Below are 25,559 nucleotides of genomic sequence, written 5' to 3' on the forward strand. Positions count from 1 at the left end.
CAACCCCGGTTCAGACGCCGGGCGCGGGCGTGCGCAGCAGTTGCAGCGAGCGCCCGGCCAGCGTGACGGCGTCCTGCGGGCGGTGGCGGTGGGTGCCGTTGCCGGTCTCGTCGGCGGCGGTGTCCAGCACCGTGCGGTACCGCGCGCCGGGCGCGGCCCAGGGTTCGCCCGGGAGGGTGAAGGGGACCGGGTCGGGTCCGGCGTTGAGCAGCAGCAGGAAGCTGTCGTCGCGCAGCGGGCGCCCGTACTGGTCGCGTTCGGACATCGCGGCGCCGGAGAGCAGCATGCCGAGGCAGGCCGTCGGGCCGAACCAGTCGGCCTCGGTCATCTCCTTGCCGCGCGGGGTGAACCAGGCCAGGTCGGGCTGGCCGCCGGGCACCGCGGCCCGGCCGGAGAAGAACGCCCGCTGCCGCAGCACCGGGTGGGCGCGGCGGAGCCGGACGAGGCGGGCGGTGAGGGCGGACAGCCCGGCCCAGCGCGGGTCGTCCAGCAGCGACCAGTCCACCCAGCCGATCTCGTTGTCCTGGCAGTACGCGTTGTTGTTGCCGCCCTGGGTGCGGCCGAACTCGTCCCCCGCGGTGATCATCGGGACGCCGGTGGAGAGCAGCAGGGTGGCCATCAGGTTGCGCAGCTGACGCAGCCGCAGGGCGTTCACCGCCGGGTCCGGGGTCTCGCCCTCGGCGCCGTGGTTCCAGGACCGGTTGTCGTCGGTGCCGTCCCGGTTGGCCTCGCCGTTGGCCTCGTTGTGCTTGCGGTTGTAGGAGACCAGGTCGCGCAGGGTGAAGCCGTCGTGCGCGGTGACGAAGTTGACCGAGGCGTACGGGCGCCGCCCGCCGCGCTGGTAGAGGTCGGAGGAGCCGGAGAGCCGGTAGCCCAGCTCGCGGACGTCCGGGCGGGCGCCGCGCCAGAAGTCCCGCACGGTGTCGCGGTACTTGTCGTTCCACTCGGCCCACAGCGGCGGGAAACCGCCCACCTGGTAGCCGCCCGCGCCGACGTCCCACGGCTCGGCGATCAGCTTCACCCGGCTGAGCACCGGGTCCTGCGAGACGGCGGCGAGGAAGGGGTGGTCCATGTCGACGCCGTCGCCGCCCCGGGCGAGCGCGGCCGCGAGGTCGAAGCGGAAGCCGTCCACGCCCATCTCGGTCACCCAGTACCGCAGCGAGTCGGTGACCAGCCGGACGACCTGCGGGCGGCGGGTGTCCAGGGTGTTGCCGCAACCGGTGTAGTCGGCGTAGCCGCGCGGGCGGTTCGGCGGGAGGCGGTAGTAGCCGGCGTTGTCGATGCCGCGCAGGGACAGGCTCGGCCCGAGCTCGGCGGCCTCGGCGGTGTGGTTGTAGACCACGTCGAGGATCACCTCGATCCCGGCGGCGTGCAGCGCGCGCACCATCCGCTTGAACTCGCCGACCTGGCCGCCGCGGCCGCCGGAGGCGGAGTACCCGGCGTGCGGGGCGAAGTAGCCGATCGTGTTGTAGCCCCAGTAGTTGACCAGCCCGCGGGCCTGCAGGTGGTCCTCGTCGGCGTACTGGTGGACCGGCAGCAGCTCGACGGCGGTCACGCCGAGCGTGGTGAGGTGGCCGATCGCGGCGGGGTGGGCCAGGCCGGCGTAGGTGCCGCGCAGCCGCGGCGGGATGTCGGGGTGGCGCATGGTGAAGCCGCGCACGTGCATCTCGTACAGGACGGTCTCGGCCCACGGGGTCTTGGGGCGGTGGTCGTCGTACCAGTCGTCGTCGTCGTGGACGACCACGGACCTGGGCACGTACGGCGCCGAGTCGCGGTTGTCCCGGACGGTGTCGGCGACGTCGGCCTCGGGCCAGTTGCGGACGGCGGCGCAGACCGCGTCGTGGGAGGTGTAACAGCCGTCGATGGCCCGGGCGTACGGGTCGAGCAGCAGCTTGGCGGGGTTCCAGCGGGCGCCGGTCCACGGGTCCCAGCGGCCGTGCACGCGGAAGCCGTACCGGGTGCCGGGGCGGACGCCGGGGAGGAAGCCGTGCCAGATCTGGAAGTTCTGCTCGGTGAGGCGGTGTCTGCTCTCCCGGCCGTCGTCGTCGAAGAGGCAGAGGTCGACGGCTTCGGCGCCGGCCGCCCAGAGCGCGAAGTTGGTGCCCTGGCGGCCCTGCGGGTCGGTCCGGAAGCGGGCGCCGAGCGGCTGCCAGCTGCCGGGCCACGGCGGCTCGGCGGTCGGCCCGCCGTGCGGCCGCACTCCGGCTTCCAGCTCCTGCCCTGACGCCATGGCCGTACCCTCCCTGAACCGGGGTGTCCCGGACCCCGTTCACCTTCTCTTTCCCTGATCCCACTGACGGGAAGCCCGCTGAACGGAGGCTTGCGGGGGGATTGACGGCGAGGGGGTGCCCGCGGCGCGTGAGCGGGGGCGGGGGCGGGGGCCCAGGGCGGGGGGCCCGACCGCCCCGGCTCCTCGCCCCGCCCCGGCTCCTCGCCCCGCCCCGGCTCCTCGCCCTCACCGTCCCGCGGGCTGCTCCCGCCGGGTGCGGCTACCGGGCCCTCCGGGTGTCCTTCCGCGTGTCCTGCCCGTCCCGATCTCGTTGTGCCGGATATCGGACGGAACGGTGGGGAGGCCCCGGAATGCGGCCCGGAGGACGGGTTTGGGCACGGCGCGCGGGGGCGTTGGCCTGGTGCCTGGCGGTGCTCACCGGTTGCGCCGGCGGGGGCGGCACGCCGCCGCACACCGGCGCGGCCTCCCCGGGCCCGAGCCACGCGCCGCCGCCCGCCTCCGGGGCGTCGATCACCGCGCTGCCCGCCGACGACGCCCGCGACGTGCCGCCGGAGGGCCCGGTCCGGGTGACGGTGGCCGAGGGCAGGCTGGTCTCGGTCCGGCTGGCGGACCGCAGGGGCACCGAGGTGGCCGGCACCATCTCCGAGGACGGCTCGACCTGGACGCCGGACGGCCTGCTCCCGCTGGGCACCGCCTACACCCTGGACGCGGTGGCCGAGGACGGGCAGGGCCGGAAGGCGGCCCGGCACACGGCCTTCTCGACGGCGGCCCGCGCGCACACCTTCGTCGCCTTCTTCACCCCGGAGGACGGCTCCACGGTCGGGGTCGGCATGCCGGTCTCGCTGCGCTTCAGCCGCCCGATCGCCGACCGCGGGGCCGTCGAGAAGGCGGTCGAGGTGACCGCCGACCCGCCCGTCGAGGTGGCCGCGCACTGGTTCGGCGACCAGCGGCTGGACTTCCGTCCGCAGAAGTTCTGGCAGGCGGGCACCAAGGTGACGGTGGCGCTGCGGCTGAAGGGCGTGCAGGGCGCGCCGGGCGAGTTCGGCACCCAGGTGAGGGAGGTCCGGTTCACCGTGGGTCGGGCGCAGGTGTCCACGGTGGACCTGGACGCCCACACGCTGACCGTCCGGGCCGGCCGGGGCGGCACGGTGCTGAAGGAGCTCAAGGTCTCCGGCGGCGATCCCAAGCACGCGACGTACCGCGGCGTGCTGGTGGTGTCGGAGAAGTACAAGGTGACCCGGATGAACTCGCAGACCGTCGGGATGGGTGACGAGTACGACATCAAGGACGTCCCGCACGCGATGCGGCTGACCAGCTCGGGCACCTTCATCCACGGCAACTACTGGGCCGACCCGGAGGTGTTCGGCACCGCCAACACCAGTCACGGCTGCATCGGCCTGGCCGACGTCAAGGGCGGGGCGAGCAAGGACTCCCCGGCGGGCTGGCTGTTCGAGCACACCATCCCGGGGGACGTGCTGGAGGTGAAGGCCGCCACGGGGGACTTCGTCCCGCCGAACAACGGGCTGAACGGCTGGAACCTGCCCTGGGACCGGTGGCGGGCCGGCAGCGCGGTCGCGCACTGACCCACGCACTGACCCACGCACTGACCCACGCACGGGCCCGCGCACCGGCCCGCCACGGGCCACAGGCGTCCCACCCTTCACACCGGCGCCACCCCGGGTTCACCACCCTCCCCCCGGGGTTCACTCATTCGGCTTAGCTATCCTGCTTGCGCGCCGACGCTCGGCGTGGAAGATCGCCGGTCCGGTGCAACCTGTCCCGGCAGTCAACGCGTCCACCAGGGTGGACACCGGGAGGGGAGAGACCGTGAAGCCGGTAAGGGCGGCCGACGCCGCGATACGCACCACCACCACCAACCGCCGCGGCCGCGCCGTACGCCGTAGTGCGGTGGCGCTGGCCATGGGCGGGGTGCTGCTGTTCACCGCGGCCTGCGGAGACGACAAGGGCGGCGACAACGGGAGCGGTGGCGGTGACGCGGCCGCGACGGCGGGTGCCAGCGGCACCCCGGCGCCCGGCCAGACCTCGGCGGCGCCGAAGACCTCGGCCGCCGTGCTGACCGTCGAGCCGAAGGACGGCGCCCAGGACGTGCCGCCCACCAACGGGCTGAACGTGTCGGTGGCCAACGGCAAGCTCGCCACGGTCGAGGTGACCGACAAGGACGGCAAGCCGGTCGCCGGGGCGATCACCCCGGACGGCACCGCCTGGAAGCCCAGCGGCGCGCTGGCCGTCGGCATGGCCTACAAGGTGAACGCGCAGGCCAAGGACGCGGAGGGACTGGTGGCCGCCTCGACCACCTCCTTCACCACGCTGACCCCGGCGAAGACGGTCTCCACCAACGACAACATCGCCGACAACGCCACCTACGGCGTCGGCATGATCGTCTCGGTCGTCTTCAACAAGGACGTCAAGAACAAGGAAGCGGTCGTCAAGGGCATCACCTTCGAGACCAGCGACGGCTCCACCGAGGTCAAGGGCCACTGGTTCGGCACCCGCCGGCTGGACTTCCGTCCGGCCGAGTACTGGAAGCCGGGCACCAAGGTCACCATCAAGTACCGGCTGAAGAACGTCGAGGTCGCGCCCGGCATCTACGGCGACGTGGACAAGGACGAGCCGTTCACCATCGGCCGTTCGCAGGTCTCCACGGCCGACGCCGCGTCGCACCAGATGACGGTGGTCCGGGACGGCCAGAGCCACACCGTGCCGGTCACGCTCGGCGCGGACGCGACCCCGTCCTGGGGCGGCACCATGGTGATCATGTCCAAGGAGAAGGTCACCCGGATGAACTCGCAGACCGTCGGTCTCGGCGGCGAGTACGACATCCAGGACGTTCCGCACGCGATGCGGCTGACCACCTCCGGCACCTTCGTGCACGGAAACTACTGGGCCAACCCCTTCGGCAAGACCAACGCGAGCCACGGCTGCGTCTCGATGGCCGACGAGAAGGGCGGCAGCGACACCTCGGTGGCGGGCAAGTTCTTCAACGACTCGATGATCGGCGACGTCGTCAAGATCGTGAACACCAAGGAGAAGACGGTCGCGCCCGACAACGGGCTGAGCGGCTGGAACATCGCCTGGGCCAACTGGTAGGCCGCCCGGCAGGCCGGTTGGCGGCCGTCCAACCGATCGGGTCTACCCCCGTGGTGGCCCCGCTAGTCCCGGTTCGGTAACGACCGGCCCGATCCTCACTCGTTGGGGTCGGGCCGGTCGTCGTTCATGGGGTAATTGCCCCTCGAATGGCGCAACCTTTCCGTTGGCTGCGGCGTGTATCTGTCGGACCCCGCCGGGAGCACCGGGCGGGATCGAGGGAGGGAGTCGACGTGAGGTCGATACGCAAGATCATGGCCGCCGGCTTTCTCGGCGGTGCGCTGGTGCTGACCAGTGCGTGCAGCGGCGGCGGCAGCGGGAGCGCGGCCAAGGCCGACCTGGGGGGCGGCGCGGCCGCGGGGGCCGCGTCGACCGCGTCGGCGTCCGCGTCCGGGGCGGCGTCCGCACCGGCTTCGACGGCGACGCCGAAGACCTCCGCCGCGGTGGTGGACATCCAGCCGAAGAGCGGCGCGGTGGACGTGGCGCCGAACGGCGCGCTGAAGGTCTCGGTGGCGGGGGGCAAGCTCACCACGGTCAAGGTGAGCGACAAGACCGGCAAGGAGGTGGCCGGCACCATCGCCGCCGACGGCAGCAGCTGGACCCCGTCCGCCGGCCTGGCGGTCGGCACCGCCTACCAGGTGAGCGCGATGGCGGCGGACGCCAACGGCGTGGTCGCCACCGCGGACAGCAGCTTCACCACGCTGACGCCGGAGCGCGAGGCGAAGGCGAGCGACAACGTCGAGGACAACGCGACCTACGGCGTCGGCATGATCGTCTCGGTGGACTTCGACAAGGACGTCAAGAACAAGGACGCCGTCGCCAAGGGCATCAGCATCGAGACCGACAACGGGACCGTGGTGAAGGGCCACTGGTTCGGCGACCGCCGGCTGGACTTCCGCCCGGAGGCGTACTGGAAGCCCGGCACCAAGGTGACCGTGCACTACCGGCTGAAGAGCGTGGAGATCGCCCCCGGCGTCTACGGCGGGGTGGACCGGGACGAGCCCTTCACGATCGGGCGATCGCAGGTCTCGGAGGTTGACGCCAAGACCCACCGGATGACGGTGATCCGCGACGGCCAGTCCTCGGTCATCGACATCACCTCCGGTTCGCCGGAGCACCCGACCTGGAACGGCACGATGGTCGTGATGTCCAAGGAGGGCACGGTGCGGATGCAGTCCAGCAGCATGCCCGGGATGACCGGCGCGCCGTACGACCTGATGGTGCCGCACTCGATGCGGCTGACCACGTCCGGGACGTACGTGCACGGAAACTACTGGAGCAACGCCTTCGGCGAGGACAACGTCAGCCACGGCTGCGTCGGCCTGAAGGACGTCAAGGGCGGCGGCTCCGGCACGTCGGCGGGCAAGTTCTACGACGACTCGCTGATCGGCGACATCGTGACCGTGAAGAATTCCTCGCGCGGCCAGGTGGAGCCGGACAACGGCCTCAGCGGCTGGAACCTGGCCTGGAGTGCCTGGTAGGAGCCCGTTCGCGGCAACCCGGGCTTGACGGAACCCCGGCCCGGGTTGCACGCGGCATATGCCCGGAGCGTGGTGATCGTTTGCTCATTGTCCGTACGCGGCTGCTTGCGTTCCGCAATGATGGTTCGCATGGCGGGTTGGGGCGAAATAGATCAGTCATCACTTCCTGGGTCCAGCCTGGTCGCTGACGCGTCGTGGATGTGCTTCCAAGACGCGCTCGCGGCCCTGGAGCGGCTCAGCTCGGAGGAGCTGGAGCGGATGTACTTCGGCAGGCTGTGCGACGAGTCGGAGCCGGGCGAGGTGCGGTTGCCCTCCCGGCCGGAGTCCGGTCCGGTGGCCCGCCGACTGGTGCTCTCGGTCCTCGAGTCCTGGGACCTGCACCAGCAGCTGGAGGTCGGCGAGTTACTCACCGCCGAGCTGGTCGCCAACGCCGTGCGGCACGCGGCCGGGCGGACCATCGGCCTCCAGGTGTCGCGCAAGCCCGGCTGGCTGCGGGTCGAGGTGCGGGACTCCTCGCGGGCGCTGCCCTGTCTGATCCTGGCCGACCCGCTGCCGCCCACCGAGCGCGGGCGCGGCCTGAAGATCGTCGACGACCTCGCCGACCGCTGGGGCGCGGACCTGCTGCCGCGCGGCAAGGGCGTGTGGTTCGAACTGAAGATCCGCGAGCGGCAGCACTGAGCCGGGCCTGATCGCCGGTCCCGGGCCGGGTCCGAGCCGGATCCGAGCCGGTCCTGATCGTCGGGCCCTCCCTCCGGCCCGGAAAACACGCGGGGCCCCCGAGTGTGCCGTGGTCCGGCAGCTGGGGGCCCCTGCAAGTCATCGCGCCGGCCAAGGGGGTGCGTGCCGAGCGATGGGCGACGGCCGTGCCAGGTCGGGCCAGCCGTAGTCCGCGCGCCCGCGGCGGAGTCGTTCCCGCCCGCCGTTGGGCTGCCTCGACTATCGCACGAATCTCAGCATGTGGGCAAACCGGGAATCTTTGATTACAAGGTTTGTCACCTGCTTCACCTTTGGAATTTGCATAGGTTAACGCCCGGACCTGAGATTATTCATGATCGATGCAAAGCCGCCGAGCTCGCCCGTCCCACTTTCCCGGGTCAGGCCGCCGCTTCGCGGCCGCGCTGCTCGGCGAGGCGTTCGTGGGCGTCGGGCCAGGCGATGGGGAGCCGCTCGACCGGGGTGTCCCAGAAGGTGAAGGTGGCGTCCTTCATGGTGGAGCGCAGGCCGGTCATCGCCGAGCGGTGGGGCTCGCTGCCGGCGAAGGCGTTGAGGGCGTCGCGGCTCTCCCAGGCGGAGAGGGTGTAGAACGTCCGCTTCAGGGGCTGGGCGACCAGGGAGGCGCCGAGGGCGCCGGGGGCCGTGCGCAGTTGGCGCCAGACCGCGAGCGACTTCAGGAAGAAGCGCGGGACGTCGCGGAGCGAGCGGACCTCGAAGCGGGAGGCCATGACGACGGCGCCGGTGCCGGGGGTGGCCGGGTTCGGGGTGATCCAGGGGAGCGTGGGCATGGCTGATGCGCGCCTTCCTTGTTGGGTAGTGGCACTATCTATGTTAGACAGTGGCGGTATCCAATGGCTAGAGGGAGGCAGGGTGCCGTGCGCATCTCCGAGTTGAGCCGCCGCAGCGAGGTCCCGATCGCGACGATCAAGTACTACCTGCGGGAGGGGCTGCTGCCGCCGGGCCGCTCCGTCACCGCGACCCAGGCCGAGTACGACGAGACCCATCTGCGCCGGCTCCGGCTGGTCCGGGCGCTGATCGGGGTCCGGGGGCTCAGCGTGAGCGAGACCAAGGCGGTGCTGGGGGCGGTCGCGGCGCACCGGGCCGAGCGGCACCAGGTGCTCGGCCTGGTCATGGGGGCGCGGCCGGTCGACGAGGCCGCGGAGCCGGCCCCCGGGCCCGGCGCGGCCGAGGTGGACGCGCTGATCGCGGAGCTGGGCTGGGAGGTGTCCGAGCACGCCCCGGCCCGCGGGGTGCTGGGGGAGACCCTGGAGAGCCTGCGCTCGCTCGGCGAGCCGGTCGACCGGGAGTCCCTGCTCCGGTACGCCGAACTGGCCGGGCGCATCGCCGAGGTCGACCTCGACCGGATCGCCGGCACCGTGGACCCGCTCGAACAGGCCGAGCGCGCCCTCGTCCTGACCGTGATGATGGAGCCGGTCCTGCTGTCGCTGCGCAGGCTGGCCCAGGAGAACGAGTCGGCGAAGCGGAACGCCTGAGCGCACGGGAGCGCCCGGGTCCCGGGAACGCGTGAGCCCCCGGACGCCGCCGGCAGGGCGGTCGTCCGGGGGCTCACGCGGCGGTGGAGCCGGTCAGCACTCGATGACGTTGACGGCGAGGCCGCCGCGCGAGGTCTCCTTGTACTTGATCTTCATGTCCGCGCCGGTCTCCTTCATGGTCTTGATCGCCTTGTCGAGGGAGACGTGGTGCCGGCCGTCGCCGCGCAGGGCCATCCGGGCGGCGGTGACGGCCTTCACGGACGCCATGCCGTTGCGCTCGATGCAGGGGATCTGGACCAGGCCGCCGACCGGGTCGCAGGTGAGGCCGAGGTTGTGCTCGATGCCGATCTCGGCCGCGTTCTCGACCTGCTCGGGGGTGCCGCCGAGCACCTCGGCCAGGCCGCCGGCCGCCATCGAGCAGGCCGAGCCGACCTCGCCCTGGCAGCCGACCTCGGCGCCGGAGATGGAGGCGTTCTCCTTGAACAGCATGCCGATCGCGCCGGCCGCGAGCAGGAAGCGGACGATGCCGTCCTCGTCGGCGCCGGGGATGAAGTTCAGGTAGTAGTGCAGGACGGCCGGGATGATGCCGGCCGCGCCGTTGGTGGGGGCGGTGACGACGCGGCGGCCGGAGGCGTTCTCCTCGTTGACGGCCATCGCGTAGAGGGTGACCCACTCCATCGCGTTGGCCGGGCCGATGCCCTCGGCGCGCAGGGCGCGGGCGGCCGCGGCGGCCCGGCGGCGGACCTTGAGGCCGCCGGGGAGGATGCCCTCGCGGGACATGCCGGCCCGGACGCACTCCTGCATGACCCGCCATATCTCCAGCAGGCCGGCCCGGATCTCCTCCTCGGTGCGCCAGGCCTTCTCGTTCTCCAGCATCAGGCCGGAGATGGACAGGCCGGTCTCGCGGGTGAGCCGGAGCAGCTCCTCGCCGGTGCGGAACGGGTACTTCAGCACGGTGTCGTCGGGCTTGACCCGGTCGGCGCCGATCGCGTCCTCGTCCACCACGAAACCGCCGCCGACCGAGTAGTAGGTCTTCTCCAGCAGCGGCGAGCCGTCGGCGGCGAAGGCCCAGAGGGTCATGCCGTTGGCGTGGTAGGGCAGCGAGCGGCGCCGGTGCAGGACCAGCTGGGTGTCGGGGTCGAAGTCGATGGCGTGCACGCCGAGCAGGTTGATCCGCTTCTCGGCGGTGATCCGCTCGACGTCCAGGTCGGCCCGGTCGACGTCGACGGTGCGCGGGGAGTTGTTCTCCAGGCCGAGCAGGACGGCCTTCGGGGTGCCGTGGCCGTGGCCGGTGGCGCCCAGCGAGCCGTACAGCTCGGCGCGCACGCTCGCCACGTCGGTCAGCAGGCCCTCGGACTTCAGGCGGCGGGCGAACATCCGGGCGGCGCGCATCGGGCCGACGGTGTGGGAGCTCGACGGGCCGATGCCGATGGAGAAGAGGTCGAAGACGCTGATGGCCACGGAGGACGTCCTTGTCTGGTCTCGTGGAGGGCTGCTGGTGGGACAGCAGGGGCGGTACACGGAACGGGGCACCGCGCGCACTTTCCAGTGTGCGCGGTGCCCCGGAAACAGCAGGTGGCCGACCGGCGTGAGGCCGGTCACCCAGGCCGAACGATCAGAGGTTCGGGTACAGCGGGTACTTCTCGGCCAGGGCGGTGACCCGGGCCTTCAGCGCGGTGGCGGTCGTCTCGTCGAAGGCCGGCTTCAGGGCCTCGGCGATGATGTCGGCGACCTCGCGGAAGTCCTCGGCCTGGAAGCCGCGGGTGGCCAGGGCCGGGGTGCCGATCCGCAGGCCGGAGGTGACCATCGGCGGGCGCGGGTCGTTCGGGATGGCGTTGCGGTTGACCGTGATGCCGACCTCGTGCAGGCGGTCCTCGGCCTGCTGGCCGTCCAGCTGGCTGTTGCGCAGGTCGACCAGGACCAGGTGGACGTCGGTGCCGCCGGACAGCACGGAGGCACCGGCCTCGGCCACGTCGGCCTGGAGCAGGCGCTCGGCGAGGATCCGGGCGCCGTCGAGGGTGCGCTGCTGGCGCTCCTTGAACTCCTCCGAGGCGGCGACCTTGAAGGCGACCGCCTTGCCGGCGATCACGTGCTCCAGCGGACCGCCCTGCTGGCCCGGGAAGACCGCGGAGTTGATCTTCTTGGCCCACTCGGCCTTGGAGAGGATGACGCCGCCGCGCGGGCCGCCCAGGGTCTTGTGGGTGGTGGTGGTGACCACGTCCGCGAACGGCACCGGGTTCGGGTGCAGGCCCGCGGCGACCAGACCGGCGAAGTGCGCCATGTCGACCATCAGCAGGGCACCGACCTCGTCGGCGATCCGGCGGAACTCGGCGAAGTCCAGCTGGCGCGGGTAGGCGGACCAACCGGCGATGATCAGCTTCGGCTGGTGCTCCTTGGCGAGGCGCTCGACCTCGGCCATGTCGACCTGGCCGGTCTTCTCGTCCACGTGGTACGCGGCCACGTTGTAGAGCTTGCCGGAGAAGTTGATCTTCATGCCGTGGGTCAGGTGACCGCCGTGGGCCAGGCTCAGGCCCAGGATGGTGTCGCCCGGCTGGATCAGCGCGAACATCGCGGCGGCGTTGGCCTGCGCGCCGGAGTGCGGCTGGACGTTGGCGTGCTCGGCGCCGAACAGGGCCTTGATCCGGTCGATCGCGATCTGCTCGACGACGTCGACGTGCTCGCAGCCGCCGTAGTAGCGGCGGCCGGGGTAGCCCTCGGCGTACTTGTTGGTCAGCACCGAACCCTGGGCCTCCATGACCGCCACCGGGGCGAAGTTCTCGGAGGCGATCATTTCCAGGGTGGTCTGCTGGCGGTGCAGCTCGGCGTCGACCGCGGCGGCGATCTCCGGGTCGAGAGCGTGCAGGGACTGGTTGAGAACCGTCATGGTGTGGTCTTCCCGGGAGGAGGGAGTGCGGGGGCGGCCGGCGGCAGTCGGCCCGGCGCCGGGGCGGCCGCCGCGCTGCGGCCGCCCCGACGGGTGGCTCAGGCCGACGGGTTGGTGAGCGCGTCGTACTCGGCGGCGCTCAGCAGCTCGTCGGTCGACTCGACGCGCACCTTGAACAGCCAGCCGGCCTCGAACGGGTCGCTGTTGACCAGGCTGTTGTCGTCCGCGACGGCCTCGTTGACCTCGACGACCTCACCGGTGACCGGCGAGTACAGGTCGCTGACCGACTTGGTCGACTCGAGCTCGCCACAGGTCTCACCCGCGGTCACGGTGTCGCCGACCTCGGGCAGCTGCACGTAGACGATGTCACCGAGGGCGTCGGCGGCGTGCTTGGTGATGCCGACCGTGGAGACACCGTCCTCGGCGGCGGTCAGCCACTCGTGCTCCTTGGTGTACTGCAGGTGCGTGGGGTTGCTCATGGCGTCATTCTCCAGGATGGGAAGCGGGTACGACGAAGCGCCCCGGGAGCCGGGTGTGCCTCGGAAGGGGGAAGGGGTCAGCGGGCGCGCTTGTAGAACGGCAGCGCCACGACCTGGACCGGCTCGTGCTTGCCGCGGACGTCCACGGCGACGGTGGTGCCGGGGGCGGCGTGCGCCGCGTCCACGTACGCGATGGCGATCGGCTTGCCGAGGGTGGGGGAGGGGGCGCCCGAGGTGATCCGGCCGATCGGCTCGCCGTCCGCGGAGACCACGGAGTACTCGGCGCGCGGCACGCGCTTGCCCTCGGAGACCAGGCCGACCAGCACCCGCGGCGGGTTGGCCTCGGCCTCGGCGGCGGCCTTCTCCAGCGCCTTGCGGCCGATGAACTTGCCCTCGTTGGTGGTCTTGTCGAAGCGGACCACCCGGCCGAGGCCGGCGTCGAACGGGGTCAGCTCGGTGGAGAGCTCGTGGCCGTACAGCGGCATGCCGGCCTCCAGGCGCAGCGTGTCGCGGCAGGACAGCCCGCAGGGGACGAGGCCGCGCTCGGCGCCGGCCTCGGTCAGCGCCCGCCAGATGTGCTCGGCGTCGCCCGGGTTGCAGAAGATCTCGAAGCCGTCCTCGCCGGTGTAACCGGTGCGGGCGAGCAGCACGTCGCGGCCGGCCACCTGGGCGGGGAGGATCGCGTAGTACTTGAGGCCGGGCAGGTCGGCCTCGGTGGTGTCGGCCAGGATGCCGGTGGACTCCGGGCCCTGGACGGCGATCAGCGCGTAGGTGTCGCGGTCGTCGGTGACGACGGCGTCGAAGCCCTTGGCGCGGGCGATCAGCTCGTCCAGCACCAGCTGGGCGTTGGAGGCGTTGGCGACGACCAGGAAGGCGTCCTCGCGCAGGCGGTAGACGATCAGGTCGTCCAGGATGCCGCCGTCCTCGGCGCAGATCATGGTGTAGCGGGCGCGCAGCACGCCCAGCGCGGAGACGAAGCCGACCAGCGCGTGGTCCAGCATCTCGCCGGCCTGCGGGCCGGTGACGGTGATCTCGCCCATGTGGGAGAGGTCGAAGAGGCCGGCCTTGGTGCGGACGGCGAGGTGCTCCTCGCGCTCGCTGCCGTAACGCAGCGGCATGTCCCAGCCGGCGAAGTCGGTCATGGTCGCGCCGAGGGCGCGGTGGAGCGCGTCGAGCGCGGTGAGGCGGAGGGACGACATGGCCTGGAACTCCTCGGTCTGGGCACTCAGGGGTGCGCACGCCGGACCGGTCCCGCTCGGGGAGGGACCTGACCTGCGCGCGGGCATGCGGCGGCTGGGTCTCCCCATCTGTCGTCGTACCTGAGAGCTTCACCGTCGCGGGCCCGCAGCTCCTTACAGCTAACAGGACAGCATGGCGGCTTGCACCGTGGGTGGGCGCGCGACAGGGCCGTGCGCCGCTTTCCAGATGTGCCTAACCCGTGCGGTAGGGGGGCCTGAGAGATTCCGGGGAGGACTTGCTCCTTCGGCGCCGGCCGTACCGCCTGGGGCGGCACTCCGGACTCTCCCGCGCGGGTTCGAGCGGCCGATATGGAGTTGGGGGGCGTCCCGGCGGGAACGCACGGAAGCACGCGGGACGCGCACATCATGGCACGTCCGGCGCCCGCGCGGGAGAGGGGCCCCGGGCGGCCCGCTAGGCTGCACGCGTCGACGAGCCAGTGAGGCGGTACCAGGACAGATGGGGATCCCGGAGCAGCAGCGGGGGTGGGGCGGCCCGGAGGCGGCGCCGCCGGGCGGTGGATGGCCTGCCAACGAGCTGGAGCAGGTGCTCACCGCCGCGCTCGGCGACCCGGGCGCCACCCCCCGGGTGTTCGAGGTGCTGGCCCGCAGCCAGGTGTGGATCCCGCTGCCGGCCGGGGCCGACCCGCAGGGGCAGTCGCTGGACCTGCCGACCATCGAGCTGGCCGGCGAGCCGTACGTGCCGGTCTTCTCCTCGCAGGAGGTCTTCCTGCAGCAGGCGCCGGGGATGGCCTTCGCGATCGCGCCGGTCTGGGAGTTCGCCCGCGGACTGCCGCTGGGCGTGGGCATCGCGGTGAACCCGGAGGCGCCGGTGGGCATCCCGGTGCCGCCGCAGGGCGTGGCCGAGCTGCGGCGCGGGCCGCGCGGGGACCGCTGGGACGCCGCCGAGGACCCGGCCGCGCCGACCGGCGGCCGGGTGGCGCTGCGCGAGCCGGTGCCGGGCGAGGACCCGGAGGCCTTCCTGGCCGCCTGCCGGGCCGAGCTGTCGGCGCTGCCCGGGGTGCTGACCGCCCGGCGGGCGCTGGCCAGCGTCGAGGGCGAGCCGACCGTGATGTTCGTCGGGGTCCAGCTGGACCAGCTCTCCCCGGCCGACCCGGCCGCCGTGAACGAGGCGCTGGGCCGCGCGCTGGGAACCGCGCCGCTGCCGGGCGGCGTCCACCTCGTGCTGCTCGACCTCGCGGACGACCCCGTGGTCGAGTGGTTGCTCAACCGGGTCCAGCCGTTCTACACACGGATGTGAGCCCGCCCCCTCCCCGCCCGTCGTCGGGCGGCCCGCCAACGGGTGGGAGGGGCTCAAGGCAGGCACGTCGGCGTGGCGGTGGTCGGTGGCGCCCCATAGGGTGCGTGCAGACACCCTTCGGGCCGGCGGCGGGTGAGGGAAAGAAGAGGCGCAGCGAGGTGGGCGCATGAGTGCGGGAGCGGTAGGCGGCGGTGCACCGGGGCCCTGGGGCCAGGCACCCGCCGGGCGCCCCGGCGCGGATCCGAGAGCGCTGGAGCACGCCCTGCGCGAGGTCGCGCCGGAGCGCTGGGAGGCGTACGAGAAGCTGCTGCACGCCCTCGCCGAGGGCCAGGTCTGGATGCTGCTCTGGCACGGCACTCCGGGCAGCCCGGACGCCCAGTACGGGAACATGGAGATCAGCGGCCACGGTTACGCGCCGGCGGTCACCTCGCCCGAGCAGCTCGCGGCCTCCGGCTGGGCGCGGGCGCACGAGGTGATCTCGGGGCGCGAGATCGCCGCCTCGCTGTACCGGACCCGCTGGGGCCTCTGGCTGAACCCGCACGCGCCCGGCGGCGGGGTCGGCGTGCCCTGGGCCGACCTGCGGCGGATCGCGGCCGGTCTGGACCGGCTGCCGGCCGGGCCGCTGAAGCTGAGCGAACCGCAGGTGCCCGCGCAGCAGTTCTTCGCGCTGCTGGAGCGGCAGGCGGTCGAGGTGCGCGCGGTCAAGGCGCTGCGCCGGGCCTGGGTGCAGCCCTCCGTGGGCGAACCGTACCTGGCCATCGGTCTTGAGCTGTACGAGAGTTCACCACCCGCGGTGGAGGCCGTCCGGGCGCTGATGCAGCGCGCGATCGCGGTCGCGCCGGAGGGGCTGGCCGTCTCCACGGTGGCGATGGGGGACGAGTACGACCCGGTGGCGCTGTGGATGCGGGCCAACGCGCGGCCGTTCTACGACCGCGAGGCGGCCGGCCACGGCCGTCCGCAGACCGGGCCGTACCCGCCGGTGCCCCCGCCGCCGTACGCCTCGCAGGCGGGCCCGGGGTACGGCTACGGCACCCAGGCGCCCGCCCCGGGCTGGCAGGGGCACCAGCCGCCGCAGCAGCCGTGGCCCGGTTACCCGGGTCGCTGATCCGCCGCCCCGCCGCCGGGGTACGAACCGGGCATCACGCCCGAAACCGTTCCGCAGGACCGGTCTGACGCCACGTCAGGCCGGTCCTGCGGCGTTTCCGGCCGTTTCCGCGGGGAAGTCCCGTTTCGACTCTTGACATGGATGTAACAGCCGTGTGAAGCGCGCTATGCGGAAGCTCGGGAAGCGTATGCGTGCAGATCACAGTTGGGCATCTGTCGGTTGTCAGGGCTGGCGCAAGCCAGTTCGCATGGCAGAGAGTTCTGCAACAACGCACCGCGCGTGGTTGGCGCCTCACAAAGGCGAACGCGCAGGCGGACCGCTAGATCCACGCGATGCCCATCCCGCGTGGCGGCAGTACCCGAGCACGCAGTACCGCACGTCGTACCGCTGTTGAAACACCGTCCTGTACCTCCGCACGTCCGCACCTCCGCACGTCCGCATTAGCCGTACCGCCGATCCGGCGACCGGCACCCGTGGGCCGGCCACCGTCGGCGAGGGGACCGAACTGACCATGACCGCACCCGTCAAGACCGCCGGGAACGAACCGGAGGCAGCCGCCGCCGCGAGCCCGGCCAAGAAGATCGAGGGCCGCTCGCTCGGCCAGATCGCCTGGACCCGCTTCAAGCGGGACAAGGCCGCCGTCGCCGGCGGCATCGTGGTGATCCTGCTGATCCTGCTCGCCGTGCTGGCCAAGCCGATCGAGTCGGTCTTCGGCCTGGATCCCGACGCACTCAACCAGGACCTGCTGGACGCCAACCTCGGCGGCCTGCCGTTCGGGGACTGGGGCGGCATGAGCGCGGACCACCCGCTCGGCGTCGACCCGCAGTACGGCCGTGACCTGCTCTCCCGGGTCATCGAGGGCTCCTGGGTCTCGCTGCTCGTCGCCTTCGGGGCGACCCTGCTCTCCAACACCATCGGCACCGTGCTCGGCGTGATGGCCGGCTACTACGGCGGCTGGGTGGACGCGGTGATCAGCCGGGTGATGGACGTCTTCCTCGCCTTCCCGCTGCTGCTCTTCGCCATCGCGATCTCCGCCTCGCTCCAGGGCGGCGCCTTCGGCCTGCACGGCCTCCCGCTGCACATCATGGTGCTGATCTTCGTGATCGGCTTCTTCAACTGGCCCTACATGGGCCGGATCGTGCGCGGCCAGACCCTCTCGCTGCGCGAGCGCGAGTTCGTCTACGCCGCCCGCAGCCTGGGCGCCCGCGGCCCGTTCATCCTGTTCAAGGAGCTGCTGCCCAACCTGGTCGGTCCGATCCTGGTCTACTCGACCCTGCTGATCCCGACCAACATCCTCTTCGAGGCCGGCCTCAGCTTCCTCGGAGTCGGCATCCAGGCCCCGCAGGCCTCCTGGGGCGGGATGCTCAACGAGGCGATCAACTACTACCAGGTCGACCCCCAGTACATGGTGGTCCCCGGTCTGGCGATCTTCCTCACCGTGCTCGCCTTCAACCTGCTCGGCGACGGGCTGCGTGACGCCCTCGATCCCAAGAGCAACTGACGTTCCGTCAGTACCCTTCGATCCGCCATCACTTCCTCAAGGGGTTGATCCCACCATGCGTAGGTCCCGTACCGTCGCGCTGACCGCCGCGGCCGCCGCCGCGGTCCTGGTCATCACCGGCTGTTCGTCCGGCTCCTCCAAGAGCGGGGACAGCAACTCGTCCTCGGCCGCCGGCGCCGGCGCCGACGCGGCCACCAAGGGGGTCGTGAACGCCTCGGACAAGAAGGGCGGGACGGTCACCTACGAGATGAAGGGCACCCCGGACTCCCTGGACCCGGGCAACACGTACTACGCCTACATCTACAACTTCTCCCGCCTGTACGGGCGTCCGCTGACCACCTTCGCGCCGGGCCCCGGCGAGGAGGGCAACAAGCTCGTCCCGGACCTCGCCGAGTCGATGGGCCAGCCCAGCGCCGACGGCCTGAGCTGGACGTACAAGCTGCGCGCGGGCCTCAAGTACGAGGACGGCACGCCGATCACCGCCAAGGACGTCAAGTACGCGGTGGAGCGCTCCAACTGGGCGCCGGACGTGTTCGCCAACGGCCCGACGTACTTCCACGACCTGCTGGTCGACAACCCGACCCCCTACGAGGGCCCCTACAAGGACCCGTCGGGCGACCTCAAGTCGATCGAGACCCCGGACGACCTGACCATCGTCTTCCACCTGAAGCACGCCTTCGCGGACTTCGACTACCTGGTCTCCGCCCCGCAGACCGTCCCGGTCCCGAAGGACAAGGACAAGGGCGCCGACTACGTCAAGCACCCGCTCGCCTCGGGCTCGTACAAGTTCGAGTCCTACGAGGACGGCAAGCAGCTCACGCTGGTGCCGAACACCAACTGGGACGCGAAGACCGACCCGATCCGCAAGCAGCTCGCGGACAAGATCCTGCTCAAGATGAACATCGAGCAGTCCACCATCGACAAGGACCTGCTGGCCGGCAACGCCCAGGTGGACCTCGTCGGCGGCGGCGTCGACCCGCAGACCCAGGCGCAGATCCTCAAGGACCAGAAGCTCAAGGCGAAGACGGACAACGCCTACGGCGGCCGCCTGGTCTACATGGCGATCGACAGCCACGTCGCGCCGTTCGACAACGTCGACTGCCGCAAGGCCGTCCAGTACGCGATCGACAAGGTCTCGGTGCAGACCGCGATCGGCGGCCCGATCCGCGGCCAGATCGCCGACAGCGTCCTCCCGGCCGACATCCCGGGCCACCAGGACATCAACCTGTACGAGACCAAGGACAACAAGGGCGACGAGGGCAAGGCCAAGGACGCCCTGAAGGCCTGCGGCAAGCCGGAGGGCTTCTCCACCGTCCTCTCCGCCCGCACCGAGCGCGCCACCGAGATCGCCGCCGCGACCTCGATCCAGGCCGCGCTGAAGAAGATCGGCATCAACGCCGAGATCCAGCAGTTCCCGCAGGGCAAGTACCTCTCCGACAACGTCGGCGTGCCGGCGAAGAACAAGGAGAAGAACATCGGCCTGATGATGATGCAGTGGGGCGCCGACTGGCCGACCGGCTACGGCTTCCTGCAGCAGATCGTCGACGGCCGGGCCATCAAGGAGTCGGGCAACAGCAACCTGGCCTCGCTGAACGACCCCGCGATCAACAAGCTGATCGACGACGCCGCCGTCAACACCGACAAGGCGGCCCGCGAGAAGATCTACTCCGAGATCGACAAGAAGGTCATGGAGCAGGCCGTCTACGTCCCGCTGACCTACTTCAAGGTCTTCCTGTACCGCCCGGACAGCGCCACCAACCTGGTGTCCACCTCGGCCTTCTCGGGTGAGTACGACTACCTGAACATCGGTACGACCAAGTAAGAGCCTGGCTCCGTATCCCTGAAGGCAGGTGAAGGCAGCGGCGCCCGCCGCCGTCCGGAAGATCCCGGACGGCGGCGGGCCGCCGGAGCCGCCCAACTGTGTTTGCCTACATCCTCCGCAGGACGCTCGCGGCCGTGGTGCTGCTCCTGGTGGTCAGCGCGGTCACCTTCGCGATCTTCTTCCTGCTGCCGCGCCTCGCCGGCGAGACGCCCGACCAGCTGGCCACCCAGTACATCGGGAAGAACCCCTCCCCCGAGGCGATCGCGGCGGTCAAGAAGAACCTCGGCTTCGACCAGCCGATCTACGTCCAGTACGGGCGCTTCCTGAAGGCGCTGGTCACCGGTGCCGAGTACAAGTTCGGTCCGGACGCGGCCACCTGCCACGTGCCCTGCTTCGGCTACTCGTTCAAGAACCACATCGAGGTCTGGCCCGAGCTCACCAAGCGCATCCCGATCACGCTGTCGCTGGCCATCGGTGCCGCGCTGCTCTGGCTGACCTCCGGCGTCGCCACCGGCGTCGTCTCCGCCCTCAAGCCGCGGTCGATCTTCGACCGGCTCTCCATGGGCATCGCGCTGGCCGGCGTCTCGCTGCCGGTCTTCTTCACCGGCGCGCTGCTGCTCACGCTCTTCAGCTACGAGTGGCCGATCCTGGACAACCTCCAGTACGTCGACTTCACCGACGACCCGCTGATGTGGGCCCGCAACCTGATCCTCCCGTGGATCTCGCTGGCCTTCCTCTACTCCGCGCTCTACGCCCGGCTCACCCGCGCCGGAATGCTGGAGACGATGAGCGAGGACTACATCCGCACCGCCCGGGCCAAGGGCCTGATCGAGCGCAAGGTGGTCGTCAAGCACGGGCTGCGCTCCGCGCTCACCCCGGTCGTCACCATCTTCGGCATGGACCTCGGCCTGCTGCTCGGCGGTGCGCTGATCACCGAGCAGGTGTTCTCGCTCCAGGGCGTCGGTGCCTTCGCGGTCGCCGCCATCAAGGACAACGACCTGCCGAAGATCCTCGGCGTCACCCTGCTCGGCGCCTTCTTCATCGTCCTCTGCAACCTCGTGGTTGACCTCCTGTACGCCGCTGTCGACCCCCGGGTGAGGCTGTCGTGACCGAGCTCCAGAAGACCCCGGCGCCGACGGCCGCCCCGACCGGGGACCCGTTCCTCTCCGTCCGGGACCTGCGGATCCACTTCGACACCGACGACGGCCTGGTCCGCTCGGTGGACGGGGTCAGCTTCGACCTGCACAAGGGCAGGACCCTCGGCATCGTCGGCGAGTCCGGCTCCGGCAAGTCCGTCACCTCGCTCGGCATCATGGGCCTGCACCGCTCCAAGCGGGCCCGGATCAGCGGCGAGATCCGGCTGGACGGCGAGGAGCTGATCGCGGCCGGGCCGGAGCGCGTCCGGCAGCTGCGCGGCCGCCAGATGGCGATGATCTTCCAGGACCCGCTGACCGCGATGCACCCGTACTACACGGTCGGCGCGCAGATCATCGAGGCCTACCGGGTGCACCACCCGCAGGCGACCAAGAAGCAGGCCCGCACCCGCGCGATCGAACTGCTCGACCGGGTCGGCATCCCGCAGCCGGACCGCCGGGTGGACGACTACCCGCACCAGTTCTCCGGCGGCATGCGCCAGCGCGCCATGATCGCCATGGCCCTGGTCAACGACCCCTCGCTGCTGATCGCCGACGAGCCCACCACCGCCCTGGACGTCACCGTCCAGGCGCAGATCCTGGACCTCATCCGCGACCTCCAGGAGGAGTTCGGCTCCGCCGTCATCATCATCACCCACGACCTCGGGGTGGTCGCCGAGCTCGCCGACGACATCCTGGTCATGTACGGCGGCAAGTGCGTCGAGCGCGGCCCGGCCGAAACCCTCTTCGACGCGCCCGAACACCCCTACACCTGGGGCCTGCTGGGCTCGATGCCGCGCCTCGACCGCGAGCTTCAGGACCGGCTGATCCCGGTCAAGGGCACCCCGCCCAGCCTGATCAACGTGCCCTCCGGCTGCGCCTTCCACCCGCGCTGCCCCTACGCCGAGCTGACCGGCGGGCGCTCCACGAGCGAGACCCCCGTGCTGGCCGAGGCCGCGCCCGGACACCACGCGGCCTGCCACCTCGCCGCCGCCGACCGGCACCGCATCTTCACCGAAGAGATCGCGCCCCGGCTGTGAGCCCGGCCTCGTACCACCATTCTGGAGACAACCGATGACGGACACTCAGGCCGCGGCCCACGAACCCGCGAAGAAGGTCCCGGCGCCCACCCCCGCGCCGGACCGCGAGCCGCTGCTCAAGGTGACCGGCCTGACCCGGCACTTCCCGATCCGCGGCGGGCTGCTCCGGCGGCAGACCGGCGCGGTGCGGGCCGTCGACGGCATCGACCTCACCGTCAACGCGGGGGAGACCCTCGGCGTCGTCGGCGAGTCCGGCTGCGGCAAGTCGACCATGGGCCGGCTGGTCACCCGGCTCGACGAACCCACCGGCGGGAAGATCGAGTTCGAGGGCACCGACATCACCCACCTGGGCGTCGGCGCGATGCGGCCGCTCCGCCGCGACATCCAGATGATCTTCCAGGACCCGTACTCCTCGCTGAACCCCCGGCACACCGTCGGCACCATCGTCGGCGCGCCGTTCCGGCTGCAGAAGGCGGAGCCGGCCGGCGGGATCAAGAAGGCCGTCCAGGAACTGCTGGAGCTGTGCGGGCTCAGCCCGGAGCACTACAACCGCTACCCGCACGAGTTCTCCGGCGGCCAGCGCCAGCGCATCGGCATCGCCCGGGCGCTCGCCCTGCGGCCCAAGATGATCGTCGCGGACGAGCCCGTCTCCGCGCTCGACGTGTCGATCCAGGCGCAGGTGGTCAACCTGCTGGACGACCTGCAGCAGGAGCTGGGCCTGACCTACCTGATCATCGCGCACGACCTCTCGGTCGTCCGGCACGTCTCCGACCGGGTCGCGGTGATGTACCTCGGCAAGGTCGTCGAGGTCGCCGACCGGGACTCCCTCTACAGCAGCCCGATGCACCCGTACACCAACGCGCTGATGTCCGCGGTGCCGGTGCCCGACCCGCGCCGCCGGCACCAGGGTGGCCGGGAGCGGATCCTGCTCAAGGGCGACGTGCCGTCCCCGATCAACCCGCCGTCCGGCTGCCGGTTCCGCACCCGCTGCTGGAAGGCCCAGGAGATCTGCGCCACGCAGGAGCCGCCGCTCGCGGCGCTCAAGACCGGGCACCAGGTCGCGTGTCACTTCCCCGAGCGGAGCGAGGGGAACGAGCAGCACAGCCCCGAGCGGAGCGAGGGGAACGAGTAGCACAGCCCGGAGCGGAGCGAGGGGAACGAGTAGCACAGCCCGGAGCGGAGCGAGGGGAACGAGTAGCACAGCCCGGAGAACGCGCCGTCGGGTGCGGGGGGAGAAGGAGCTCGCCTCGGCCTGAGGCGCCCCGGGCCCCGGGTGGGGGCCCGGGCCTCCGCCCGGCGCGATGCGGAGGGGAAGGTTCCGCGGGTCCATAGTTGTGCGGTGACCTCGCAGATCTTCCCCTCCGACATCCAGCAGACGCTCGACCTGGTCGGCATCTTCGTCTTCGCCCTCTCCGGAGGGCTGCTCGCCGTCCGCAAGAACATGGACATCTTCGGGATCTGCGTGCTCGCCGAGGTCACCGCGCTGGGCGGCGGGGTGATGCGCGACCTCGTCATCGGGGCCACGCCGGTGGCCGCGTTCACCAACCTGGGGTACTTCGTCACCCCGCTCGCGGCCGGCCTGGTGGTGTTCTTCCTGCACCCCGAGGTCGAGCGGATCAACCGCGCGGTGCAGACCCTGGACGCGCTCGGCCTCGGCCTGTTCTGCGTCACCGGCACCGCCAAGGCCCACGACTACGGCCTCGGCGCGGTCGCCGCGGTGGCGCTCGGCATGGTGACCGCCGCCGGCGGCGGCGTGATGCGCGACGTCCTGGCCGGCGAGATCCCCTCGCTGCTCCGCTGGGACCGGGAGATCTACGCCGTCCCGGCGCTGGTCGGCTCCGCGCTGGTCGCGGCGCTGATCGCCGCCGACCACCTCACCGCGTTCACCGGGACCGCCGCCGCGCTGACCGCCTTCCTGCTCCGGATGCTCGCCCTCAAGTACGGCTGGCGCGCACCGCGGGCGTGGCACCGCAACGGTTCTCGCACCAGCGAGGAGTAGGCGAGCCGCCGTACGCCAGCGAGATCGCCTCGGCCGTGCAGAGCAGCTCCGGCAGCAGCCGGACCAGCTCGAACGGGGCCATCTCGTAGGTCGGGGCGCTCACCGCGCACGCGGCCACCGGCCGTCCGGCGCTGCCGGCCACCGGCGCGGCCAGACAGGCCACCGGCTCCCTGAGCTCGGCCGACTCGGCCGCCCAGCCCTGGCGGCGGACCTTGGCCAGCTCGGCGGGCAGCTCCTCCTCGCGCAGCCCGTCCTCGGGCAGGCCGGCCAGCAGCACCCGGCCGATCGCGGTGCCGGCCGCCGGTGCCCGCCGCCCGATCCGGGACGGCCGGGCGGAACCCGCCCGCCACCGGCCGGCCAGCTCGTCCAGGTAGAGCACCTCGCCGTCCTGCAGCACCGCGAGCTGGACGGTCACGCCGAAGCGCCGGTGCAGCGCCGCCAGGTAGGGCGCCGCGATCTGCCGGACGTCGATCTCCTCCAGGGCCCGGTGGGCCAGCGAGAGCACCCGGCCGCCGAGCCGGTAGCGGCGGTCGGACTGGCGGTGGACGAAGCCGTGCTCCTCCAGCGTGCGCAGCAGCCGCAGCGCGGTGGACTTGTGCACGCCGATGCTGGTCGCGGCCTGTTCGAGGGTCACCGGGCCGTCGCCGAGGGAGCCGAGGATGGTGAGCGCGCGATCGACCGACTGCGACACCCTTCCCCCAGTCCTGTCCCGTTCGGCCCCATGTGCGGTGGATCGTCAGGCTAACGGTTCGCCCCGGCACCCGGCCAAACCGGAACCGGACGCGGACGTCCGATCGGTGGGCCTCCGTCACCGGGCCGTGGCCGGATTGCGCTGGTGGCCCTGGCGGCACCGGGCGGCCCTCTACAATCGGATGGTTATGCCATACCTGGACCATGCGGCGACCACGCCGATGCTGCCCGAGGCGATCGCCGCGATGACGGCGCACCTGGGGGTCGTCGGCAACGCCTCCTCCCTGCACGCGTCCGGCCGCCGGGCCCGCCGCGTCGTCGAGGAGGCCCGCGAGTCGCTCGCCGACTCGCTGGGCGCGCGCCCGAGCGAGATCGTCCTCACCGGTGGCGGCACCGAGTCCGACAACCTCGCCGTCAAGGGCCTGTACTGGGCCCGCCGGGGCGCCGACCCGGCCCGGACCAGGGTCCTCAGCAGCCCGGTCGAGCACCACGCGGTGCTGGACGCGGTGCACTGGCTCTCCGAGCACGAGGGCGCCACCGTCGAGTACCTGCCGGTGGACGCGCTCGGCCGGGTGCACCCGGCGGCGCTGCGCGAGGCGATCGAGCGCGACCCGGCGTCCGTCGCCCTGGTCACCGTGATGTGGGCCAACAACGAGGTCGGGACCGTCCAGCCGGTCGTCGAACTCGCCGCCGTGGCCGCCGAGTACGGCATCCCGATGCACGCCGACGCCGTCCAGGCGCTCGGCCAGGTGCCGGTCTCCTTCGCCGAGTCCGGGCTCACCGCGCTCACCGTCACCGGCCACAAGATCGGCGGCCCGTACGGCATCGGCGCCCTGCTGCTGTCCCGCGGTGCCGCCCCCGTCCCGCTGCTGCACGGCGGGGGCCAGGAGCGCGACGTCCGCTCCGGCACGCTGGACGCGCCCGCCGCCGCGGGTTTCGCGGTCGCGGCCGCGCTGGCCGTCGAACGGCGGGCCGAGCACGCCGTGGAGCTGGGCGCGCTGCGGGACGAACTGGTCGCCTCGGTGCTGGCCGCCGTCCCGGACGCCGTCCTCAACGGCGACCCGGCGGCCGAGGGCCGGCTGCCCGCCAACGCGCACTTCTCCTTCCCCGGCTGCGAGGGCGACGCGCTGCTGATGCTGCTCGACGCGCGGGGCATCGAGTGCTCCACCGGTTCGGCCTGCTCGGCGGGCGTCCCGCAGCCCAGCCACGTGCTGCTGGCGATGGGCGTCGACCCGCTGCTGGCCCGGGCGTCGCTCCGCTTCTCGCTCGGGCACACGTCGACCCGGGCGGACGTGGCGGCGCTCGCCGAGGCCATCGCCCCGGTGGTGCAGCGGGCGCGGAACGCGGGCCTGGCGTCGGTCCGGCGCTGAGCCGCGGCGCCGATATC

21 protein-coding genes and 1 riboswitch are annotated in these 25,559 nt (G+C 71.9%); of the genes, 14 read left to right on the plus strand and 7 right to left on the minus strand.

Annotated elements, in window-relative coordinates; translation table 11 throughout:
- Positions 1-10: 10 nt before the first annotated feature.
- On the minus strand, positions 11-2,230 hold the full coding sequence (gene glgX / locus ACFVHB_RS05440) for a glycogen debranching protein GlgX (RefSeq protein ID WP_380315442.1): 2,220 nt from the start codon (positions 2,228-2,230) through the stop codon (positions 11-13).
- A gap of 410 nt (positions 2,231-2,640) precedes the next feature.
- Between glgX and ACFVHB_RS05445 the strand changes: the two genes are divergently transcribed.
- From ACFVHB_RS05445 to ACFVHB_RS05460, 4 genes are all read left to right on the plus strand, one after another.
- Positions 2,641-3,813 carry an Ig-like domain-containing protein gene (locus tag ACFVHB_RS05445; protein ID WP_380315444.1) on the plus strand — a complete coding sequence of 391 codons (1,173 nt, stop codon included), beginning with the start codon at positions 2,641-2,643 and terminating at the stop codon, positions 3,811-3,813.
- Between the two features lie 244 nt (positions 3,814-4,057).
- Positions 4,058-5,338 carry an Ig-like domain-containing protein gene (locus ACFVHB_RS05450; RefSeq protein WP_380315447.1) on the plus strand — a complete coding sequence of 427 codons (1,281 nt, stop codon included), beginning with the start codon at positions 4,058-4,060 and terminating at the stop codon, positions 5,336-5,338.
- Between the two features lie 230 nt (positions 5,339-5,568).
- Positions 5,569-6,816 carry an Ig-like domain-containing protein gene (locus tag ACFVHB_RS05455; RefSeq protein WP_380315450.1) on the plus strand — a complete coding sequence of 416 codons (1,248 nt, stop codon included), beginning with the start codon at positions 5,569-5,571 and terminating at the stop codon, positions 6,814-6,816.
- Between the two features lie 117 nt (positions 6,817-6,933).
- Positions 6,934-7,494, plus strand: coding sequence for an ATP-binding protein (locus tag ACFVHB_RS05460; RefSeq protein ID WP_380315453.1), 561 nt, complete (start codon positions 6,934-6,936; stop codon positions 7,492-7,494).
- Between the two features lie 416 nt (positions 7,495-7,910).
- Here the strand turns inward: ACFVHB_RS05460 and ACFVHB_RS05465 are convergent, their stop codons facing one another.
- The gene (locus ACFVHB_RS05465; protein ID WP_380315456.1) at positions 7,911-8,318 is read right to left on the minus strand and encodes an antibiotic biosynthesis monooxygenase; all 408 of its coding nucleotides are present in this window, start codon (positions 8,316-8,318) and stop codon (positions 7,911-7,913) included.
- 87 nt (positions 8,319-8,405) lie between these two features.
- Here ACFVHB_RS05465 and ACFVHB_RS05470 point away from each other — a divergent pair, with 87 nt between their 5' ends.
- On the plus strand, positions 8,406-9,023 hold the full coding sequence (locus ACFVHB_RS05470) for a MerR family transcriptional regulator (RefSeq protein ID WP_380315459.1): 618 nt from the start codon (positions 8,406-8,408) through the stop codon (positions 9,021-9,023).
- A 93-nt stretch (positions 9,024-9,116) separates the two neighbouring features.
- Here ACFVHB_RS05470 and ACFVHB_RS05475 read toward each other — a convergent pair whose 3' ends face one another.
- From ACFVHB_RS05475 to gcvT, 4 genes are all read right to left on the minus strand, one after another.
- A complete protein-coding gene (locus ACFVHB_RS05475) occupies positions 9,117-10,484 on the minus strand; it encodes an L-serine ammonia-lyase (protein WP_380315462.1) in 1,368 nt (455 codons plus the stop codon).
- Positions 10,485-10,638: 154 nt separating this feature from the next.
- The gene (gene glyA, locus ACFVHB_RS05480) at positions 10,639-11,907 is read right to left on the minus strand and encodes a serine hydroxymethyltransferase (protein ID WP_380315465.1); all 1,269 of its coding nucleotides are present in this window, start codon (positions 11,905-11,907) and stop codon (positions 10,639-10,641) included.
- Positions 11,908-12,005: 98 nt separating this feature from the next.
- Positions 12,006-12,386, minus strand: a complete 381-nt coding sequence (gene gcvH, locus ACFVHB_RS05485) for a glycine cleavage system protein GcvH (protein WP_380315468.1) — start codon at positions 12,384-12,386, stop codon at positions 12,006-12,008.
- A gap of 77 nt (positions 12,387-12,463) precedes the next feature.
- A complete protein-coding gene (gcvT, locus tag ACFVHB_RS05490) occupies positions 12,464-13,585 on the minus strand; it encodes a glycine cleavage system aminomethyltransferase GcvT (protein ID WP_380315471.1) in 1,122 nt (373 codons plus the stop codon).
- A 232-nt stretch (positions 13,586-13,817) separates the two neighbouring features.
- A riboswitch (glycine riboswitch) is annotated at positions 13,818-13,923 on the minus strand.
- Between the two features lie 158 nt (positions 13,924-14,081).
- On the opposite strand from gcvT, the gene ACFVHB_RS05495 reads away from it, so the two are divergent.
- The 8 genes from ACFVHB_RS05495 to ACFVHB_RS05530 all read left to right on the plus strand — a co-directional run bounded on the left by ACFVHB_RS05495 (position 14,082) and on the right by ACFVHB_RS05530 (position 23,482).
- On the plus strand, positions 14,082-14,882 hold the full coding sequence (locus tag ACFVHB_RS05495) for an enhanced serine sensitivity protein SseB (RefSeq protein WP_380315474.1): 801 nt from the start codon (positions 14,082-14,084) through the stop codon (positions 14,880-14,882).
- Positions 14,883-15,048: 166 nt separating this feature from the next.
- Entirely contained in the window at positions 15,049-15,987 is a 939-nt protein-coding gene (locus tag ACFVHB_RS05500) for an enhanced serine sensitivity protein SseB C-terminal domain-containing protein (RefSeq protein ID WP_380315477.1), read from the plus strand.
- A gap of 511 nt (positions 15,988-16,498) precedes the next feature.
- A complete protein-coding gene (locus ACFVHB_RS05505) occupies positions 16,499-17,488 on the plus strand; it encodes an ABC transporter permease (RefSeq protein ID WP_380315480.1) in 990 nt (329 codons plus the stop codon).
- A gap of 55 nt (positions 17,489-17,543) precedes the next feature.
- Positions 17,544-19,310 (plus strand): ABC transporter substrate-binding protein, encoded by a 1,767-nt coding sequence (locus ACFVHB_RS05510; protein WP_380315483.1) that lies wholly within the window; start codon positions 17,544-17,546, stop codon positions 19,308-19,310.
- Positions 19,311-19,408: 98 nt separating this feature from the next.
- On the plus strand, positions 19,409-20,419 hold the full coding sequence (locus tag ACFVHB_RS05515; protein ID WP_380315486.1) for an ABC transporter permease: 1,011 nt from the start codon (positions 19,409-19,411) through the stop codon (positions 20,417-20,419).
- Positions 20,416-21,483, plus strand: coding sequence for an ABC transporter ATP-binding protein (locus ACFVHB_RS05520; RefSeq protein ID WP_380315489.1), 1,068 nt, complete (start codon positions 20,416-20,418; stop codon positions 21,481-21,483). The genes ACFVHB_RS05515 and ACFVHB_RS05520 overlap by 4 nt, the downstream gene beginning before the upstream one ends.
- A 34-nt stretch (positions 21,484-21,517) precedes the next feature.
- Positions 21,518-22,615 carry an ABC transporter ATP-binding protein gene (locus tag ACFVHB_RS05525; RefSeq protein WP_380315492.1) on the plus strand — a complete coding sequence of 366 codons (1,098 nt, stop codon included), beginning with the start codon at positions 21,518-21,520 and terminating at the stop codon, positions 22,613-22,615.
- A gap of 207 nt (positions 22,616-22,822) precedes the next feature.
- Complete coding sequence (locus ACFVHB_RS05530; RefSeq protein WP_380315495.1) at positions 22,823-23,482, plus strand: trimeric intracellular cation channel family protein; 660 nt, start codon at positions 22,823-22,825, stop codon at positions 23,480-23,482.
- On the opposite strand, the gene ACFVHB_RS05535 is transcribed toward ACFVHB_RS05530, so the two are convergent.
- Positions 23,418-24,173, minus strand: coding sequence for an IclR family transcriptional regulator (locus ACFVHB_RS05535; protein ID WP_380315498.1), 756 nt, complete (start codon positions 24,171-24,173; stop codon positions 23,418-23,420). The genes ACFVHB_RS05530 and ACFVHB_RS05535 overlap by 65 nt on opposite strands.
- A 187-nt stretch (positions 24,174-24,360) precedes the next feature.
- Between ACFVHB_RS05535 and ACFVHB_RS05540 the strand changes: the two genes are divergently transcribed.
- Positions 24,361-25,542 (plus strand): cysteine desulfurase family protein, encoded by a 1,182-nt coding sequence (locus tag ACFVHB_RS05540; RefSeq protein WP_380315501.1) that lies wholly within the window; start codon positions 24,361-24,363, stop codon positions 25,540-25,542.
- The last annotated feature ends 17 nt before the right edge of the window (positions 25,543-25,559 follow it).

Source organism: Kitasatospora sp. NPDC127111, from assembly GCF_042677465.1.
GTDB lineage: Bacteria > Actinomycetota > Actinomycetes > Streptomycetales > Streptomycetaceae > Kitasatospora.

Excerpts from the sequence above, each read along its gene's own strand:
- glyA (WP_380315465.1), bottom strand. The coding sequence starts at position 11,907 with ATGACGGTTCTCAACCAGTCCCTGCACGCTCTCGACCCGGAGATCGCC.
- ACFVHB_RS05525 (WP_380315492.1), top strand. The coding sequence starts at position 21,518 with ATGACGGACACTCAGGCCGCGGCCCACGAACCCGCGAAGAAGGTCCCG.
- glgX (WP_380315442.1), bottom strand. The coding sequence starts at position 2,230 with ATGGCGTCAGGGCAGGAGCTGGAAGCCGGAGTGCGGCCGCACGGCGGG.
- ACFVHB_RS05495 (WP_380315474.1), top strand. The coding sequence starts at position 14,082 with ATGGGGATCCCGGAGCAGCAGCGGGGGTGGGGCGGCCCGGAGGCGGCG.
- ACFVHB_RS05465 (WP_380315456.1), bottom strand. The coding sequence starts at position 8,318 with ATGCCCACGCTCCCCTGGATCACCCCGAACCCGGCCACCCCCGGCACC.
- ACFVHB_RS05460 (WP_380315453.1), top strand. The coding sequence starts at position 6,934 with ATGATGGTTCGCATGGCGGGTTGGGGCGAAATAGATCAGTCATCACTT.
- gcvH (WP_380315468.1), bottom strand. The coding sequence starts at position 12,386 with ATGAGCAACCCCACGCACCTGCAGTACACCAAGGAGCACGAGTGGCTG.
- ACFVHB_RS05540 (WP_380315501.1), top strand. The coding sequence starts at position 24,361 with ATGCCATACCTGGACCATGCGGCGACCACGCCGATGCTGCCCGAGGCG.
- ACFVHB_RS05500 (WP_380315477.1), top strand. The coding sequence starts at position 15,049 with ATGAGTGCGGGAGCGGTAGGCGGCGGTGCACCGGGGCCCTGGGGCCAG.
- ACFVHB_RS05510 (WP_380315483.1), top strand. The coding sequence starts at position 17,544 with ATGCGTAGGTCCCGTACCGTCGCGCTGACCGCCGCGGCCGCCGCCGCG.
- ACFVHB_RS05505 (WP_380315480.1), top strand. The coding sequence starts at position 16,499 with ATGACCGCACCCGTCAAGACCGCCGGGAACGAACCGGAGGCAGCCGCC.
- gcvT (WP_380315471.1), bottom strand. The coding sequence starts at position 13,585 with ATGTCGTCCCTCCGCCTCACCGCGCTCGACGCGCTCCACCGCGCCCTC.